The 17,550-nt window shown below is 52.8% G+C and carries 17 protein-coding genes; 7 read left to right on the plus strand and 10 right to left on the minus strand.

What is annotated here, in order from left to right:
* Positions 1 to 8: 8 nt before the first annotated feature.
* On the minus strand, positions 9 to 692 hold the full coding sequence (locus LN341_RS06425; RefSeq protein ID WP_234204456.1) for a hypothetical protein: 684 nt from the start codon (positions 690 to 692) through the stop codon (positions 9 to 11).
* A 378-nt stretch (positions 693 to 1,070) separates the two neighbouring features.
* Here LN341_RS06425 and LN341_RS06430 point away from each other — a divergent pair, with 378 nt between their 5' ends.
* The 5 genes from LN341_RS06430 (at position 1,071) to LN341_RS06450 (ending at position 5,920) form a co-directional block, all read left to right on the plus strand.
* Positions 1,071 to 2,171 carry a sensor domain-containing diguanylate cyclase gene (locus tag LN341_RS06430; RefSeq protein WP_234204457.1) on the plus strand — a complete coding sequence of 367 codons (1,101 nt, stop codon included), beginning with the start codon at positions 1,071 to 1,073 and terminating at the stop codon, positions 2,169 to 2,171.
* 46 nt (positions 2,172 to 2,217) lie between these two features.
* Positions 2,218 to 3,165 carry an alpha/beta hydrolase fold domain-containing protein gene (locus LN341_RS06435; RefSeq protein ID WP_234204458.1) on the plus strand — a complete coding sequence of 316 codons (948 nt, stop codon included), beginning with the start codon at positions 2,218 to 2,220 and terminating at the stop codon, positions 3,163 to 3,165.
* Between the two features lie 30 nt (positions 3,166 to 3,195).
* A complete protein-coding gene (locus tag LN341_RS06440; protein ID WP_234204459.1) occupies positions 3,196 to 3,630 on the plus strand; it encodes a DUF2214 family protein in 435 nt (144 codons plus the stop codon).
* Positions 3,631 to 3,795: 165 nt separating this feature from the next.
* Positions 3,796 to 5,166, plus strand: a complete 1,371-nt coding sequence (locus tag LN341_RS06445; RefSeq protein WP_234204460.1) for a glutamine synthetase family protein — start codon at positions 3,796 to 3,798, stop codon at positions 5,164 to 5,166.
* A 31-nt stretch (positions 5,167 to 5,197) separates the two neighbouring features.
* Positions 5,198 to 5,920 (plus strand): gamma-glutamyl-gamma-aminobutyrate hydrolase family protein, encoded by a 723-nt coding sequence (locus tag LN341_RS06450; protein WP_234204461.1) that lies wholly within the window; start codon positions 5,198 to 5,200, stop codon positions 5,918 to 5,920.
* Between the two features lie 65 nt (positions 5,921 to 5,985).
* Here LN341_RS06450 and LN341_RS06455 read toward each other — a convergent pair whose 3' ends face one another.
* Positions 5,986 to 7,182 carry an MFS transporter gene (locus tag LN341_RS06455; protein WP_234204462.1) on the minus strand — a complete coding sequence of 399 codons (1,197 nt, stop codon included), beginning with the start codon at positions 7,180 to 7,182 and terminating at the stop codon, positions 5,986 to 5,988.
* Between the two features lie 155 nt (positions 7,183 to 7,337).
* Here LN341_RS06455 and LN341_RS06460 point away from each other — a divergent pair, with 155 nt between their 5' ends.
* Positions 7,338 to 7,904, plus strand: coding sequence for a TetR/AcrR family transcriptional regulator (locus LN341_RS06460; protein ID WP_234204463.1), 567 nt, complete (start codon positions 7,338 to 7,340; stop codon positions 7,902 to 7,904).
* 113 nt (positions 7,905 to 8,017) lie between these two features.
* Here the strand turns inward: LN341_RS06460 and LN341_RS06465 are convergent, their stop codons facing one another.
* From LN341_RS06465 to LN341_RS06490, 6 genes are all read right to left on the minus strand, one after another.
* Positions 8,018 to 8,725, minus strand: coding sequence for an anti-sigma factor domain-containing protein (locus LN341_RS06465; protein ID WP_234204464.1), 708 nt, complete (start codon positions 8,723 to 8,725; stop codon positions 8,018 to 8,020).
* A complete protein-coding gene (locus LN341_RS06470; RefSeq protein WP_046219236.1) occupies positions 8,722 to 9,255 on the minus strand; it encodes a sigma-70 family RNA polymerase sigma factor in 534 nt (177 codons plus the stop codon). Before LN341_RS06470 ends, LN341_RS06465 begins: the two co-directional genes overlap by 4 nt.
* 126 nt (positions 9,256 to 9,381) lie before the next feature.
* On the minus strand, positions 9,382 to 10,494 hold the full coding sequence (locus LN341_RS06475; RefSeq protein WP_234204465.1) for a HupE/UreJ family protein: 1,113 nt from the start codon (positions 10,492 to 10,494) through the stop codon (positions 9,382 to 9,384).
* 21 nt (positions 10,495 to 10,515) lie between these two features.
* Positions 10,516 to 11,568: a lipopolysaccharide assembly protein LapB gene (locus LN341_RS06480; RefSeq protein ID WP_234204466.1), complete on the minus strand. Its 1,053-nt coding sequence runs from the start codon at positions 11,566 to 11,568 to the stop codon at positions 10,516 to 10,518.
* Between the two features lie 85 nt (positions 11,569 to 11,653).
* Entirely contained in the window at positions 11,654 to 12,160 is a 507-nt protein-coding gene (locus tag LN341_RS06485) for an Ig-like domain-containing protein (protein ID WP_234204467.1), read from the minus strand.
* A gap of 11 nt (positions 12,161 to 12,171) precedes the next feature.
* Positions 12,172 to 13,770, minus strand: a complete 1,599-nt coding sequence (locus LN341_RS06490) for a DUF4331 domain-containing protein (RefSeq protein WP_234204468.1) — start codon at positions 13,768 to 13,770, stop codon at positions 12,172 to 12,174.
* A gap of 195 nt (positions 13,771 to 13,965) precedes the next feature.
* Between LN341_RS06490 and LN341_RS06495 the strand changes: the two genes are divergently transcribed.
* Positions 13,966 to 14,577: a TetR/AcrR family transcriptional regulator gene (locus LN341_RS06495; RefSeq protein WP_234204469.1), complete on the plus strand. Its 612-nt coding sequence runs from the start codon at positions 13,966 to 13,968 to the stop codon at positions 14,575 to 14,577.
* Between the two features lie 103 nt (positions 14,578 to 14,680).
* On the opposite strand, the gene LN341_RS06500 is transcribed toward LN341_RS06495, so the two are convergent.
* Both LN341_RS06500 and LN341_RS06505 read right to left on the minus strand, forming a co-directional pair.
* Positions 14,681 to 16,051 carry an 8-oxoguanine deaminase gene (locus tag LN341_RS06500; RefSeq protein ID WP_234204470.1) on the minus strand — a complete coding sequence of 457 codons (1,371 nt, stop codon included), beginning with the start codon at positions 16,049 to 16,051 and terminating at the stop codon, positions 14,681 to 14,683.
* A 104-nt stretch (positions 16,052 to 16,155) separates the two neighbouring features.
* Entirely contained in the window at positions 16,156 to 17,550 is a 1,395-nt protein-coding gene (locus LN341_RS06505; protein WP_046219229.1) for a nucleobase:cation symporter-2 family protein, read from the minus strand.

Genomic DNA, 17,550 nt, shown 5'->3' on the forward strand with positions numbered 1-17,550 from the left:
GCAGATTATTAGCCGGTCGAGACCACTTCCCAGGTACCGTCTGGTAGTTTGCAGGCGGTGCCGACTGCGGTTTCTGTTGTCTCGTTTACTGTCACCATTTGCTGAAATTCCCTGCAATAGCGACCACTGGTTGTTGTCCCTTCCCGCGTTGCTTTTACCGAACCAGAAGCCGCACCATCCTGCCATTGTACGGCACGGCCCACCGGCGATGTAGTGGCCGTTATTTGCGCCTGTTCATGGCGTCGTTGCTGATGCTCATTCAATTGGTCGAGCAATTCGAAATGAATCGCCGTGAATCCCAGCCAGTGGCTGGCTTCCTGAGCCGTTCTGTATTGTCCGTAGCCATCGTACCAGCTGCCGTAAGGCCGGGTGACCCGAATACTGTTAACCACATAATAACGGTTCGGCGGGACAGCAGTATTGCTCTTGTTCTGTTTGGCCAGGTAGTCGTCGATGTCGACATAATGGCGGCTGTCCATCACACCCTTTTTTAACTCTTCTTTGGTGATACGCCCTGTGCGCTTTTCGATATTTACCTGTGGCGAGTAGATGGGTTGCTGGTGACTGAGCAGCGCCAGTTTTTTGCCGGCCGAAAATGAAGTTTCGGCGGCGTGAGTGCCGGACGTTACTAAAATCAGAGAGGATAGCAGTAAGGATGAGCCTGACAACATAAAAGAGACTGTTCGATGCATTGTCGAATACTCCATATCTAATGGCTGTGCATTGAATGACCGGATGCCTCCTGCTTTTGTGTCTATACTCCCTTATTTCATCAGTATAGGCAGCGTATTCATAGGCTTGTGGATTCCATGTCCTGGGTCTAAAAATCGATACATCTTCGGGCAGAATAGTCAGCGAAGTCTATTCTTGACGATATCAGTGACAATGAATTCTGATGCGTTTGATATTGAATCCTCGGCGCTTGTACATTGTATTTTTATATGTAATCGGTAGCTTATCTGTCTTTGAGCAGACGGTATGCTGCCCTGACTCACTGTGGTTGAGTGATCCCTCATGAGTTATCAGTTACAGCTACTGAGTCGGGTGCAGTTAACAGAACAAGGGAATGTATGCACACTGAATATTCTGAAAGCGAAAACGTGATTCGCCGTTTACATCAAATTACCCAGTCCTACGATAAAGGTTTTGATTTCCAGATTCATGCGCTTATTCAGCTGGGACTGGAGCGATTCGATCTGGATATCGGTATTCTTGCCCAGGTAGAAGGCGATACGTACACCATACGTCATTGTATTTGCCCGGAATATATGCCCCTTATGCCAGGTAATCAGTTTGAATTTGGCATGACTTACTGCGCTGTCACTTGCGAGTCGGACGGTGTCGTTGCCGTTGAGCATGTCGGAAACAGCGATATACTGGGGAGCCATCCTGCCTACCGGCATTTTGGACTTGAATCCTATATTGCTATTCCTATCCACGTGGGCGGAGTGACCTGGGGAACGCTGAACTTTTCCAGCCCGGCTCCTTATCCCCGCGCATTCAAAGACATTGATATCGACTCTCTTCAACTGATGGCGAGTTGGATAGAAGTTGAGATGGTACGGCGAATGCAGGAAAACCAGTTACGTGAACTGAACGTTAAACTCAAGGAAATGGCCTCGACAGATCCGCTGACCAAGCTGATGAACCGTCGTGCTTTCACGGAAAAACTGTTGCGGTCGGTTAATCATTTTCGCCGCAGCAAACAACCACAGGAAGCCGCCTTACTATTGGTTGATATAGATTATTTTAAGGAACTGAACGATACCTACGGCCATTTGCTTGGTGACAAAGTATTGATTGAGTTTGCCAAAGTGCTCACAGAGAACCTGAGAAGCTACGATATTGGGGCCAGATACGGCGGTAAGGTTTTTGTCATTTGGCTGGTCGATACAGAAAGATCAGGCATTGAAGTGGTGTGTGATCGCTTAATGAGCGGGCTGGATAATCTCGCGCTGGTGGATGAAAAACTGACGGCCAGCGTAGGTATCTGTCATGTGAAAACCCGGCAGGTTGATGAAAATGCCCTGTCGCAGTTTGTCAAACCGGCGCAGATTATGGATGCCATGGTAGCCAGAGCTGATCAGGCACTTTGTCAGGCTAAAGCGAATGGCAGAGCGAAAACTGTGTTTTGCAGCGAAGAGCCAGTGTATCTGGATACCTTAAGTTAATGCACCGGTCTTTAATCTCAACGGCAAGGAGTCGGTCGGCTAAGTCATGGTAAAACTGGATAATGGATTGAAAATGTGGCTGGATGCCTACAATCAGGGGTTAGCGCGACTGCGGCAAGCTGGCTATGTGGCAACGGTTGAAGCTATACGGGACGGGCTGTCGAGCCTGACCGCGACGTGTGTGACTGACTCACCATACATAGCCAGGGTGCTCGATACCCACGCCAGTCAGCAGTCGCAGACTGTTCCTGTCCGTATTTATCATCCCGCACCTGACAGGCCGTTGCCTGTCATTGTTTTTCTGCACGGCGGCGGCCACATGGCTGGCAGCGTGGCTGTGTATGATCCCATCTGTCGTAAACTGTCAAAAGCCACGCAACATATTGTGGTGTCGGTTGATTATCGTTTGGCGCCTGAGTCGCCATATCCCAAGGGTTTATCAGATGCCAGAGTGGTGATCGGGCAACTCTGGCCTTTGCTTGAAAAACATAAGTTAGCGTATGTACCGACACTGACACTGGCGGGAGATTCCGGGGGCGGCGCTATGGCGGCAACTCTGAGTGCTGACTATCAGGAACACCCGGACGTTCGCATCAACAATCAGGTGCTGATTTATCCCAGCCTGGATTACACAATGAGCCAGCCTTCAGTCACAGAAAACGGCAAAGGACTGTTTCTTCAGCAGGATAAAATGCAGTGGTATTTTGATCAGTATTTTCAGCATGGCGAAGACAGGCAGGCTGCTTCCCCTTTATTCATGTCCAAAAGCGCCCGGATGCCCCGGACGCTGATGATCACGGCAGAATTTTGTCCGTTACGGGATGAAGGCGTGGCGTATGTGCAGCAATTGTCAGCGCTGGGAGTCCATACTGAACATTTTCATCTTGATGACATGATCCACGCGTACCTTAATCTTGAATCGCTCGTGCCGGTGCAGTGTGGTGCGACGTATCAGAAAATCGCCGATTTTTTAAACACATCAATGAATTTCTAACCTTTAGTTTTTCCAGAATAAGGACCCGGTATGTTCGAAATCGTGATCCGCTATTGCCACTTTATCGGCATTTTTGCGCTGTTCTCCGTGCTGGTGGTCGAGCATATGCTGATTAAACGCCGCCTGACCGCCGAGGAAATGCATCGTCTGGCAAGGTGGGATGCTGTTTATGGCATTTCTGCGGTGGTTGTGCTTTTGGCCGGGTTGGCACTGTGGTTTCTGGTGGGAAAACCAGCCGATTTTTACACGGCAAATCCAATCTTTCATGCCAAAGTGACCTTGTTTCTCATTGTGGCTGCACTGTCGGTTTTTCCGACGGTTTTCTTTTACCGGCACAGACGGACCACCCGTGAAAGCATTCCTGTGCCGCCTGTCATTTTGATGCTTATCCGTCTGGAGTTATTGCTGCTGCTTGTGATTCCCTTGCTGGCGGTACTGATGGCACGTGGTATCGGGCTTGGCTGATCCCTTGCCGCAAGCGCATGAGGTTCTGGGATGACTTCAGATTTCTCTCTCAAAACTGTCTGAAACTCAGTCTGTTGCAAAATCGCATCTAAGCTTAATGTAAAGAGCCGTGCCGCAGCTGTTGTGCGGCGCTGTGCTGCGGGTTGGGCAAAAGGGGTGAGGCTGATGATGGATGCGCGAGCAGTGAAATCCGTGGCCGATGCAAAAGCGATTGTCGAAGAGCGTGGCCTGACCCATGTCAAGGTCGGCCTGTTTGATAATGACGGTATCATGCGCGGGAAATACATGTCCAAAGCCAAGTTTTTTGCATCACTGGAGAAGGGATTTTCTTTTTGTGATGTCGTGCTGGGCTGGGATGCGAAAGATCAGCTCTATGACAATACCCGGTATACGGGTTGGCATACCGGCTATCCGGATGCGCCCGTGCGTATTTTGCCGCACACTTGCCGCGATGTACTGGACGAAGCGGGCATGCTTCTTTTTATCGCTGAATTTACCGGTGCGGCCGAAGCCGTGTGCCCGCGCGGCGTGTTGCGTAAGGTGCTGGCAAAAGCGGCGGCGATGGGCTTCGAGGTTCAGGCCGCGCTGGAATATGAATTCTTTTTATTTCGTGAAACGCCGCATTCAGCACGGGAGAAAGGTTTCCGCAACCTGCAAACCGTTACGCCGGATTGGTTCGGCTATTCCATGATCCGTAATTCAGTCTACAGCGAGCTGTATCATGACATTCTGGCGATGGGGCAGACGATGGATTTTCCCATCGAGGGGATCCATTCAGAAACAGGGCCGGGTGTGATTGAAGCGGCGATTGCGGTTGATCAGGCAGAAGCGGCCGCCGATAAAGCCGCGCTGTTTAAAACTTACATGAAAGTCCTGGCGCAACGCCGGGATTTGCTGGCAACCTTCATGGCGAAATGGTCAATGGAGTATCCCGGGCAAAGCGGTCACATCCATGTCTCCCTCCGGCATAAAAACGGCCAATCCGCTTTCTTTGATGCCAGCCAGTCACAGGGGATGAGCACAATCCAGCGGCAGTTTCTGGCGGGCCAGCAACGTTTGATGCCCGATTTTTTGTGTATGATTGCGCCAACAATCAACAGTTATACCCGGATGGTGCCCGGTTTCTGGGCGCCGACACACGCAACATGGGGCATTGAAAACCGCACGACAGCCCTGAGGGTGATACCGGGCAATGAGACATCTCAGCGTATCGAATACCGGCTGGGCGCTGCAGATGCCAACCCTTATCTGGCACTGGCGGCAGCTGTGGCTTCAGGCTTGTGCGGCATTGAGAACCAATGGCAGCCATCGGACGCAGTGTCAGGCAATGCTTATGATCAGCCGCAGCCCCCAACGCTGGCGCTGCCCGCCACATTGTGGGAAGCCGCCCAGTGTTTCAAAGCCTCCGATGCTGCCCGTTCAATGCTGGGCGATGCGTTTGTTGAGCACTTTGCCGCCACGCGCGAATGGGAAGAACGCGAGTTCAGAAAGCAGGTCACGGATTGGGAACTTGCCCGGTATTTCGAAATCATTTAATTCGCGATGGGACAGACAGGGAGAGACAACAATGCGATTAGGCGTGCTCTTGTGTGACGATGTGGCCCCTGAACGACAGGCTGCTCACGGTAACTATCGGGACATGTTTTCCGCTCTGTTTCAGGATTATTCAAAACAAATCAGCCTGGATTTCTACCGTGTGATTGACGGTGAATACCCCAAACACATTGATGAGTGCGATGCTTACATTACATCGGGCAGTCAATTCGGCGCCAATGACGGCTTTGTCTGGATCGGACATTTAATGGCGTTCATTGAAAGGCTGTATGAAGAGAAGAAGCCTTTTGTGGGGATCTGTTTTGGTCATCAGCTGATGGCCAAGGCACTGGGGGGCGAAGTGGTGACATCCGGCAGAGGCTGGGGAATCGGTGTCAACAGCCATGAAGTGAAGGAACAACCCAGCTGGATGGCAGGCGCCGGGCGAACAGTCTCGCTTGTGGTCAGCCATCAGGATCAGATCAGTCAGTTGCCTCCTGAGGCCAGAGTGCTGGCAGGCAGTGATTTTTGTCCCTTTGCCATGATCCAGATAAAGACTTACTTTCTGGGCATACAGGGACACCCTGAATTCACGAAAAGCTATGTGAAAGATCTGATGACAGCCCGGCAGCAGCTTTACGGCGATGATGCTTATGAAAAAGGCATCAACTCATTATCGCAACCTGTGGATGACAAGCAGGTGGTGTCCTGGATTGTCCGATTTCTTGATACAGCCCTGACCAATAGCCAGACATAAAGCCAGAAGAAAAAGAGCAGGCTCAGCGTATGAGCCTGCTGTCTATCCCCCTGATATGTTGCCGGTCAGGCAGTTTGCAGTGCCAGACGCTGTTGCAGTAAACGATAGCAATACACGCTTGCCAGCAGAACACCGCCGCCAGCCGCCATCGTGACGGTGAATCCGGCACGAATTCCCATCTCGTCTATGACCCAGCCAGTGAGCGCTGCACCGGCGGCAATCCCGATTCCCAGGCCAGTGATCATCCAGGTAAACCCTTCGGTCAGCTTTGACGCAGGCACAATTTTTTCCACAAGACCCATCGTCACAATCATGGTGGGTGCGAAGAAAATACCCGCGACGAAAACGGAGACGGACAGCGTCAGCACATCGTAAACAAACAGCAGCGGGAGTGTGGCTGCCGCAGTGGCAATTGACGCCAGTAACAACTGTTTTGGCAAAGTGAGGTTCAGACGCAATGCGCCAAACACCAGCCCGGAAATACAGGAACCTGCCGCGTAGGCCGACAAGACAAAACTGGCCGCAACAGGCACGCCCTGCTGTTTGGCAAAGGCAACACTGAGCACATCAACAGTACCGACTATGGTGCCCAGTGCGATTAGTGTCAGCATCAGCATTTTCATGGTGAGCGGTTCAAGCGCCGATTCTTGCTGATGTTCCGTTTGCTCTGATACCGGAGGTTCGGTTTTTTTCTGCAAGCTGAACAATGAGATGCCAATAGCCAGCATTAGAGCTGCCGCAAGCGGTCCGGCGATGGGTGACACAGCAACACTGAGACCGACGGCGATCGGAGGTCCAACAATGAAACAGACTTCATCCAGCACAGACTCCAGCGAGTAAGCCGTGTGCAGGGCAGGCTGGCCTTTGTAGATGTGCGTCCAGCGCGCTCTGACCATGGCCGGCATGCTGGGCATAAACCCGGCCAGTACCGCAAACAGAAAGAGTGTCCAGTCGGGTGCTTCGAAGTGAATGCAGACCAAAAGCAGCAGCATCCCCAGTACACTGATTGCTGCCGCGAAGGGCAAGATGCGGCCCTGGCCATAACGGTCTGTCAGGCGGGAAATCTGAGGGGCAATTAAGGCCGTTGAGAGTGTGAAGGTGGCCGCAACAGCGCCGGCCAGCCAATAAGAGCCGGATAGCTGGGAAATCATCGTGATGATCCCAATGCCCGTCATTGAAATGGGCAGGCGCGCAATCAGTCCCGACAGGGAAAAAGCTAATGTTCCCGGCACGTGAAACAGTGCCTTATATGGATTCGCCATGATTATCTCCAGTCAGCGATTCAGAAGATGCCCATACGCGCTGATAACGGATGGGTTGCATAAGAAACTAATTGACATACGCGGTGTATGTCAACTATAAATGCACTTGTTTTCATATTTACGGGACAAAGACTCGCATGAACAGAGCAATCACAATGGAACAAACAAGGCTTGCATTGCTGCAGCATGCCCGTGCGCTGTTTGGTACTGTTGGCTTTGCTGACACTGTGATGGATGAGCTGACCGGGCGAGCAGGGTTAACCCGAGGCGCGCTGTATCATCATTTTGGCGGGAAGAAAGGTCTGTTTCTTGCTGTGTATCAGCAGTTGGATCAGGAAATGGATCAGAGGTTGCAGGCTATTTCTGCCAGCGCCCCGGACAGCTGGAGCGCTTTTTCAGGGCGCTGCCATGCCTACCTGAAGATGGCGACTGAGCCGGATATTCAACGAATTATGATCAGAGATGCGGCCTCGGTGCTCGACAGTGAGCAGATCCAGGCGGTTCGTATGAGCTGTATTGACGCGATTGCCGGATTACTGGCGCAGTTAATCGGGGACAAAATCATCCCCGACACCTCACCGGTGATGCTTGCCAGGCTGATTAATGGGGCTTTGCTGGACACTGCGCGTTCTATCGCAGCCAGTGAAAACAGTGCGATAGCATTGAATGAAGCCGCACAATCGCTGGACCTCATGCTCAATGGTTTGCGGCGCTCGCGGTAAGTCTGTTGTCTGATCCCGCTTTTACTCGAATAAAAGCGGGGCTCATCGCGTCAACACAGCCAGATGATTCTGGACAGCAGATCACTAGGTGACGTTGTCACACACTGTTAAGGTTAAAGCTGTGACAGCTCTGCCGTATAAAGGACTTTGGTTGGCAGCCCTGACGGCGAACCGCCCAGCGGTTCTTCGCTGACCGCCAGCATCTGAATGTCCAACTGGTCAAAGCGGGTGTTTTTCGCCAGCACCAGTTCGCCTTGTTTCGGCAGCAGGCCAAGCGATACCGGGTTCGGTTCATTGGCGGCGACAGCCCACAGCTCGTAATCTTTGTCGGCAAGTCCCTGGAACGAAGTGCTGGCCCGGACCGTGATCTCACGCGAATGGACTTCTATCAGCCAATATGAAGCGGCATCTTCCCCTTTCACAACAGCCACATGCTGGACCGGTCCGGGTGCGACTGGGACCTGGCTTTCGCGCCAGAGCAGAACAGCAAGCAAAAGCGAAGCCGCCGTGGTAATACCCGTCAGCACAGGCCACAAACGGGAAAGTCCGCTTTTGATCACCTGATGGCCGGTCTCCTTAGCTGTGATCTCATCAAAACCGAGTCGCTGGCTGATCGTTTGCCAGACAGCCGCGCTTGGCTCGACCGGATGAATCTGCTGATTAATGTCGTTGAGATGCTGTTCCCACTGCCAGGTGGCTTCCCGAATACGGGTTGATTGCATCATCAGGGTCTGAAAGCGTTTCCGGGCCGGGCCACGTAATGTCCCCAGCACATACTCAGCGGCCAGCATATCGATCAATGTCTGGTTGTGATAGTTCATGGCGTCAGACACCTTTGTAGTTGTTGTAATCCACGGCGAATCCAGCTTTTAATGGTGCCCAGCGGTTTATCCAGATAGTGCACCACTTCCTGATGGCTCAGCCCGTTAAAGTAAGCCAGATGAATTGCCTGTTGGTGCTCCTGGGGCAGTTCATCAATGCACTGGCTTAATTTGTGTCCGGCATCCAGATCGGCAAACCTGTCATCGTTATCTTCCGGTGGCGCAGGTTCACCCGTGAAGGCGTCTTCTTTCCTGACCTTCTGGTAGCGCAGTATGTCGAGAGCCCGGTATCTGGCAATACTGATCATCCAGGTCAGGACACTGCCTTTATGGTGCTGATAATCGGCGGCGTTATGCCAGATTTTCACATAAGCATCCTGTATCGCTTCCTCGGCCAGCGCACGGTTCCCCAGCATTTTCAGGCATACCGCCAGCAGTTTGCCGCTGGTTTGCTGATACAACCTGGCGAAGGCCTGCCTGTCGCCCAGTGCCGTGGCGCTGATGAGTTTGAGATGATCGTCCTGATCCATGTCTGTCCTTGTACTGTGATGAAGAAATACGTTAAGAAACTGATTTATCAGCATGTTTTAACGTTAGCATCCACAATCGTATTCGCCAGTAATATCACGTCTGTTTTTGATATACGCGCCACAAATTCAGAGGCGCTCTATAGACCACTGTGCCGCCATCAAAGCAATACATGCTGAACCCGCAGGCATAAACCAGCGCTGGTAGCGCCATTGATGTCTGACAAGTATTAACACAGGTAAAGCAAGCAGCAGTATCGACAATTGTCCGAGTTCGACCCCTAAATTGAATGCCACAACCGCCAGCAATGTATGGCTGGACGGCAGCCCCAGTTCGCCAAGCACAGACGCAAACCCCATACCGTGCAGTAAACCAAAACCAAAGGTCACCCAGCCCAGCTTAGTGATGAGCGGAAAGATATTATTCAGGGCGGCAAAAAGGACAGACAGAGCGATCAGGAGCTCGACCCACCGGCTTGATGGTAACCAGTTCAGCGCCGTTGCTGTCAGCGTAATCGAGTGGGCAAGGGTAAAGGCCGTGATAATCCAGGTGGTGCTGATCAGTATCGATTTTGGGCTGTCGATGCCTTTCCACTGCCGATTATCGCGGTACAGCACACAAGTCAGGAGTAAGGCCAGCAGAAACAGGATATGGTCGGTTCCGATCAGGATATGGACGATCCCCTGATACAGATACTCACGTGCCGTTTCGCCCATGGCAGAGGATTGCATGTTGATCGCCAGTGAGCGGTTGTTGGTATCCATGATTCTGTTGATGCTTTGCTCTGGCTGAGCAACATTCACGATCAGTTTATGGCCGGTATTGATGTCGAACATCGCCTGATAGGACAGGCTCAGTCCGGTAGCCGACAGACAATTGATCTCTAACGGCAGCCACAGATAGGGCAGGTTGGCGTGTGATTCCAGCATCATGTTGCCAGTGACAGTCAGGTTGCAGCGACGTCCGCCCTGCTCGACGGCCAGTTGGCTGAGTAACTGTGTTTGTATTGCTGGCTGCTGGCTTTCCAGTTCGCGCCAGCTCAGCTTGCCGTCCTGATTGGTATCCAGCACGATCCCCTTATCAGCCATCAAAGGGTAGAGATCTGACAGTTGCAGTTGCCAGTTTCCGCTCAGCGTGGCGTTATTATCTTGCGCCAGGGTCAGATACGCTGTGCTTAGTTGGTGTGCTTGTGCAGAGAATGCTGCCACAAGCAGTGCAAAAATGATAACGAGAGTTCGCATGGTCGCCCTTCCTTGATAGCGTTATGACTGCGGATTAAAAGCCTGTTCAGCATCTATCAGCAATTGTCGGTCTGATAACAGGCGGTTTTGCTGCCAGTTGATTTTGGCCCAGAACAGTGCCTTGTCAGGGCGATCACCGAGCAGCAGGTAATAGCTCGCCAGTAAACTAGCGTGGGTGGTATCTTGCCGTTGTTCCCGCAAAGTGATCCGGTTCAGACAGCGAACCTGCCAGTGTTGGAATGTCCCTGTCATCTGTTCTGCGAGTGCCAGTTTCAGCAGCAGATTGTCATCAGCTTCCCCTGTACGGGAAGCAATATCTGCCAGGGTGGTGAGTACAGCCTGAGGGTTGTCCTGAGCCAGTTGAGCCTCTGCCCATAAACTCAGATAGCTGATAGGACGTTGACTGTCGGCAGGCAGGCTGAGGTGCGCCAGGGCTTCTTCCGGGCGGTTAAGCGCCAGTGCCATCCCTGCCAGGATCTGCATGAGCCAGACAGATTCTTCCTGATGTTGTGACGGATAACGCGTGGCAACTGACTGAAGTTCACGGTAGCTCTGGACGCGGTTGTCTTCGGTTATCGCTTGCTGAAAACTGTTGTCCAGTGCGCAGGCCGCCGAGACGAGCATTGAAGACCGGCCAATAAGCTGCAGGCACGATTGCCTGGCTTGCGTGAATTTGCCTTGGATGGTCTGCACGCTGGCCAGCAGTAATCGTGCACTGGCATCATCGGGCTGCTGTGCCAGTAAACGCTTTAGCGTTTGCTCTGCACCTTTGAAATTATGCTGGTGCTGCTGAATCCTGGCCCAGAGGTAGAGGGCCTCTGGGGAGGCGTTCGTATTCAGATGTGGCTGTATCAGAGCATCGGCCAGGCTGAAGCCATCAATCGTGCCGGACGGACGCTGCGCGTTGTCAATTAAGGTGCGTATGTCTTCCAGTGTCGCTGACTGGACAGCCAGTTCCGGTACCATCAGCAAAGCGGCATCCTGATTGTCAGGCAGGTAAGGCTTTGCAAACACGGATACACTGCATAACGCGGCAATACCGATCATCAGTGCAGGAAAAGAATGTGTATTCATGGGACGATTTCCTTAAAAAGTGGCCATCCCTGGCCGATCGAACACAACGCAAAGGTGGCCTGGCAACAGGCCACAGCAGGTAACCTTATTCCATCAGCAGATCGTCATAAAAATCCGGACTGCTGACGTCGTTACTGACAGAGCGCCCGCGCAGACTTTTCGGTGTACTGTTTAACGGGGCATTGAATACCTCTCGGCTGAACGAGGCAAAGCTGACCTGAAGTACCTCAATCGTGACAGAGACTTGTGCACTGACTGGCTCGTTGTTTCCGTCACTGACCGTGTAGCTAAACTGGTCGTTCCCTGTTATCCCACTGGCCGGGGTATAGGTGACGGTGCCGCCTGGTGTGATCACGACTGTACCCTGACCCGGCGCATTGCCGAGCGCAAAGCGAAGGGTGTCGCCATCTTTGTCTGTCGCTTTAAGTGAGCCGGTTATTGGGGTATCGGTTTGTGTTGTCAGACTCAGCGGCATTGCGACCGGGGCGGCATTTGTCCCCCCGGGTGCATCCTGACCGGAATCTGAACTGCCGTTACAGCCTGCCAGGATCACGGCTGAAAGCAGCAAGGTCGTGCGAATAGATCGAGTCATAGTGCTGCTCCTTACTCTGAAACCATGTCAGTACCAGAACCGGAAAGAGGTGGTGCAAGGTAGGGGAAACTGTCATCCATCATGGTGGCATTGACCGGTGCGCCATCAGTAAAGGGGACGTTGCCGACATTGGCATCTTCGGGTTGGCACAGACCCAGATCAGTATCCGTTCCGTTTACCGGAATGGGGTAGCACAAGCGGCCCATGACCACACGCAGCGCAATATCGACTACATCATCACCGGGTCTGCGGCCATTAGGAAAACCCGCCAGATCGTCACCCGCAACACCGAAAGACGATTGCTGAGAAACAGGTTTGGCAGCAATCGCCGTATTCAGGCGTAACATCTCAGAAGGTGTGACCGTTTTGAGCTGATTGACCCCGGGGAAACCGGTCAGAAATGCAGTGACCAGATCGTTGCGAGGGAAATTGGTGGGCGCCAGTGTGGCTAGGTTGGTTCCCAGTGTCGCATTGACCGCGTCTTTGAACAGAATGTTCAGCAACTCTGGCAGACTTGGGTGTGTGACGTATGTTGCGAACTGAGTATCATCGGCAGGTTTGGCTGCTGAGAAGGTATCTTTATCTTTTAAGCCGATCACCAGCTCATTGACCAGCGGGTTGCCCAGTCTTGAGACCTGGGTCAGCGCGCCACCATTGACTTCCGGACGGGCGAAGGTCGCATTCGGATTCAGAATCCTTGCCTGTGGCAAGCTGGCCGTTGTCCAGGCACCTATGGTGCCGTTGCCATCGCCGGTAATACAGACTTTGGGGACTTCAATGGCCAGCTCGGTGACATTTTTGAGCCTCAGATCATCATTGTCGGCTGACTGAGTAATCCCACCCGGAAAGCCGCCGCCATCAGAGGCACCGGGCGCACTGTCGCCCTCAACAGGCACATAGTTGACCAAATCGAAGGTTTTACCCAGATTGACAACAAAAGGGTCTTTACGCTGACCGGCAAAGACTTTGCCCGTTGCGGCGCAGCCCGGCATGGTAAATTCATAGATGAACTGATTGGCGTAATTGACATAGCCGCTTTCGCTGCCAAAGGTTTTGGTACCGATAAAATCCAGCGGCTTATGAAATTCTGTCTGGCCTGTTGATACATTGGTCAGCTTGGTTGGCTGGCCATTTTGCTGGGGGCCGTTGACCAGACTCAGGGTGTAAGTTTCACTGAAATTAGCCGCGCTCTGATCTGCGGCACTAATCCCTCCAACAACTTTTAACGGCACCGCTACAGACTGTGTTTCTCCGCTGTTGCCGATATTCAGCGCGACGCCCATGTTGTTGTTCGGCAGTGCATTTTTAAAATTGAACTGAAAGGTCAGATCTTCAACGGCATCACCGTCGTTATCGATATGAATGCTGTACACGGCGGCGGGATCCATGGCGAAGTAGTTCGGGCCACCGTAGGCATCTTGCAGCGGGATGTAGTTGGCGATCAGGGTGACGTAATCTTCCCGGCCGCTTTCATAACTGTTGAAGGCGTAAAAGTCGGTAGAGTCCAGCGTGGGAAGCCGGGTGATGTTTGGTGCTTCCCGGTGACTGGAAGCTGACGCGATGCCGGAAAGGCTCATCGCAATGACACTCACAACGAGTTTGGTATTCATGATGGATCCTTTTTTTGTTGTTGGTGGTCATTGAGTAAACGATTGGGGACGGCAACTGGATGCAAAAAATTTACGGCGATACAGAAAAAAGAGAAATCGCCGGAGATATCAGGCAAATAACTTGGTCAGATCTTGATTCGCAGGTCAGTTCGACTAGTATGAGGCGTTACATCGGTTGGAGGGTGAAATCAGGTTATGTCACGTATTCGAGAAAAAAATCAGGAAGTTATTATCAAGTTTGCGGGCCGCCTGTTTGCTGAACAGGGGTTTGCGGCAACCAAAGTGGCCGATATTGCCAAGTTGGCCGACGTCCCCAAGCCGAACGTGTATTACTACTTCAAGACCAAAGAAAACCTCTATCGTGCGGTGCTGGAAAGTGTGACCCAGCCATTGCTGGAGGCCTCCAGCCCGATTGAGCAGCTGGATGATCCGGTTCAGGCGCTGACCGCTTATATTCAGACCAAACTGCGCATTTCCCGTGATCACCCATTTGCGTCCAAAGTGTTCGCCAATGAAGTGATGTCGGGGGCGCCGTATCTGCCGTCAGATATCGGTGATGAGCTGCTGGCGCAGTCAAGAATGATCATTGCCAAGCTGGAGCGCTGGATTGAGAAGGGTGTGATGGCGCGGGTGTCGCCGCAGCATCTGATGTTTACGATTTGGGCGTCGACCCAGACCTATGCTGATTTCAGCTGGCAGATTTGCAATGTACTGGAAAAAGAAGCGCTGGATGATCAGGATTTTGCGGATGCCGCAGAATTTCTGACACAACTGGTGATTCGGGGCTGTCAGATAAAATCAGCCTGAAGTTGAGAGACTCAAGCATAAAAAAGCGCTTCCGCCCAACGAGGTAAGAGCGAAAGCGCTTGGGTGTTATATCCTGAACAAAAACAAGGGTGTAACTAAGCGATTATCGGCGTTGCTGGAATCGCTCGACCAGACGTTTTGCGGCTGCCTGATGACGGCTCAGCAGTGCCGGTAAATCAACACCGATCACCCTGCCATCATGGACACGCCATTGTCCCGCCACCATGACTCTGTCTGCCTGATGGGCGCCACAAAGCACCAGTGCCGCCAATGGGTCATGTGCGCCTGAGAAGCGGATATCATCCAGTCGGAACATGGCGATGTCTGCCTGCTTACCCACCTCCAGCGTACCGAAATCGTCACGGCCCATCGCGCGTGCCGATCCCGACGTTGCCCAGCGCAGGGCATCGAAATGGGTGACATCCGCCGAACCATAACGCAGGCGCTGAATATACAGCCCCATCCGTACTTCATTGACCAGATTTGAGCCGTCGTTCGATGCTGAGCCATCAACGCCCAGTCCGACTTTCACGCCCGCCGCTTCCAGTTCTTTGTTACGGCAGATACCGGAAGCCAGCATCATGTTCGATGACGGGCAATGACAGATACCGACTTCGGCTTTCCCTAAACGGCGAATTTCTTCTTCGTTAAAGTGAATGCCGTGTGCCAGCCAGGTACGGTGGTTCAGCCAGCCGGTTTCTTCCAGGTAATCAACAGGGCGCAAGCCGAAACGCTCCAGACAGAAGTTTTCTTCATCAATGGTTTCACATAAATGGGTGTGAACCATGACATTTTCACGTTCTGCCAGACGTGCGGTTTCTTTCATCAGATCTGTGGTCACTGAGAAAGGCGAGCAGGGCGCCAGGGCAATCTGGGTCATCGCGCCATCACCACGCTGATGGTACTGGCGGATCAGACGCATGCTGTCATCGAGTATGGTGTCTTCTTTCTGAATGGTATGGCGCGGTGGCAGGCCGCCTTCATCTTCGCCCAGACTCATTGAGCCGCGGGTAAAGATAGAACGGATGCCCAGTTTCCTGGCCGTTTCGACCTGAATATCAATGGCATGTTCCAGTCCGCGAGGGATCAGGTAATGGTGATCCGAGGCGGTTGTACAACCGGACATCATCAGCTCAACCAGGGCCAGCTCAGTGGCGACCTGCATCATTTCTTCATCAAGACCCGCCCAGACCGGATACAAGGTTTTGAGCCAATGGAACAGCTCTTTGTTCAGTGCATCCGGGTAGGCACGGGTCAGGGTTTGATAGAAATGATGGTGGGCATTGACCAGACCGGGCGTGACGACGTGCTCACTGGCATCAATCACCTGATCGGGTTTGTTCACGGGTTGAGCACCAAGAGGAACCAGTTCAATCACTTGACTGCCTTGAATGACGACGCCTCCGCGCGCATCCAAGTCTGTGTTTGAGCCAGTGTAAATGGCTAAAGGGTTTTTCAGCCAGATGGTTACCATTTTGTTTTCCTTAGCCTTCTCTGCCGTTACCGAGGAGAAGGTCTTATGGGGTGGGGATCCTCAGGATCCCCGGGTTAATATGAGTGTGTTATTGATCTCTCTGTTCAGGATTGTTTTGCGGTTTCAATGTGTTGCTTCTTTTCTGCAGTTTCAGAGGTCTGAACCGGAAGTTCACTTTCTGCCTCATCGTCTGCGGATTCCTCGATGCTGTCGCTGACGGCGTTCTCAGGCAGGATCTGATTGAGCAGCACAGTGACGATTGTGCCGGTCGTGATCCCTGAGTGGAACAGATTCGCCAGATCGTGCGGCAGGTGCTGAACCAGGCGTGGTTCAATTGTTACTGCCAGGCCGGACGCCAGACCGACGCAGATCACAAGAGCGTTCCGTTTGGTGTCTGCCGCTTTGATCAGCATGCGGATACCGGCATAGGCGATCATACCGAACATGATGAAACCAACACCGCCCAGAACCGGTTTGGGAATGGTGACTGCCAATGCCGCCAGTTTCGGGAACAGGCCACCCAGAATCAGTAAGCCGCCGGTTGTCGCCACCACGTAGCGGCTGGCAACACCTGTGATCCCCACGATGCCCACGTTCTGACTGAATGAAGCCAGTGGCATGGCGGTCAGGAAGGCTGCCAGTGTACTGCCTAAACCGTCGCCCAGCAGGCCGCGTTTCAGGTCATTGCCAGACAGTTTGACTTTACAGTTGTTTGCCAGAGCCATGAAATCCCCTGTGGCTTCTGCAATGACGACTATGTAGACCAGGCTCATACTGATGATAGCCGACAGGCTGAAGCTCATGCCGTATTCCATGATGGCGGGGCCACCCACCCACTCAGCACGTGCAATCTGGTCCAGGTCAACCATACCCATCGACAAGGCCACCAGGTAACCACCAGCCAGGCCGATGACAATAGCAGAAGCGGCGACGGCACCGCGGCAGTAAATCGACACCACGATAACGATTGCCAGCGAGATAAATGCCAGGAACAGTTTTGGCATAGTTGCGAACTGTGCGCTGGAGTTTGGCGCATCGCCAACCCAGTTCATGGCGACGGGCAGAATGGTCAGGCCGATGAGCGTCACGACCACACCGCTGACCACATTAGGAAACAGCTTGCGGATTTTATCCATGAAGAAGCTGGCGATCACGACCACGAAAGAGCCGACAAGTGCTGCCCCCATGATGCCGCCCACGCCGTCAGCATTCCCGATGCTGATGGCCACACCCAGAAAACCGAAACTCGATCCCATCACAACAGGAAGACGGATACCGACCGGGCCAAAGCCAAGACATTGAGCAATGGTGACAATCCCGGAAGCGAGCAGGGCGGCGTTGATCAGGGTGACAACTTCGTCTGTTGGCAGACCAATCGAGGTGCCGACAATTAATGGCACAGCGACGATGCCGCCGATGGAAGCCAGCATATGCTGGATAGCTAAGAGCAGGGTGATGCTGTGTGGTGGTCTCTGGTTTAGCGTATAGAGAAGTTTCAT

Source organism: Photobacterium sp. TLY01 (assembly GCF_021432065.1).
Taxonomy (GTDB): Bacteria; Pseudomonadota; Gammaproteobacteria; order Enterobacterales; family Vibrionaceae; genus Photobacterium; species Photobacterium halotolerans_A.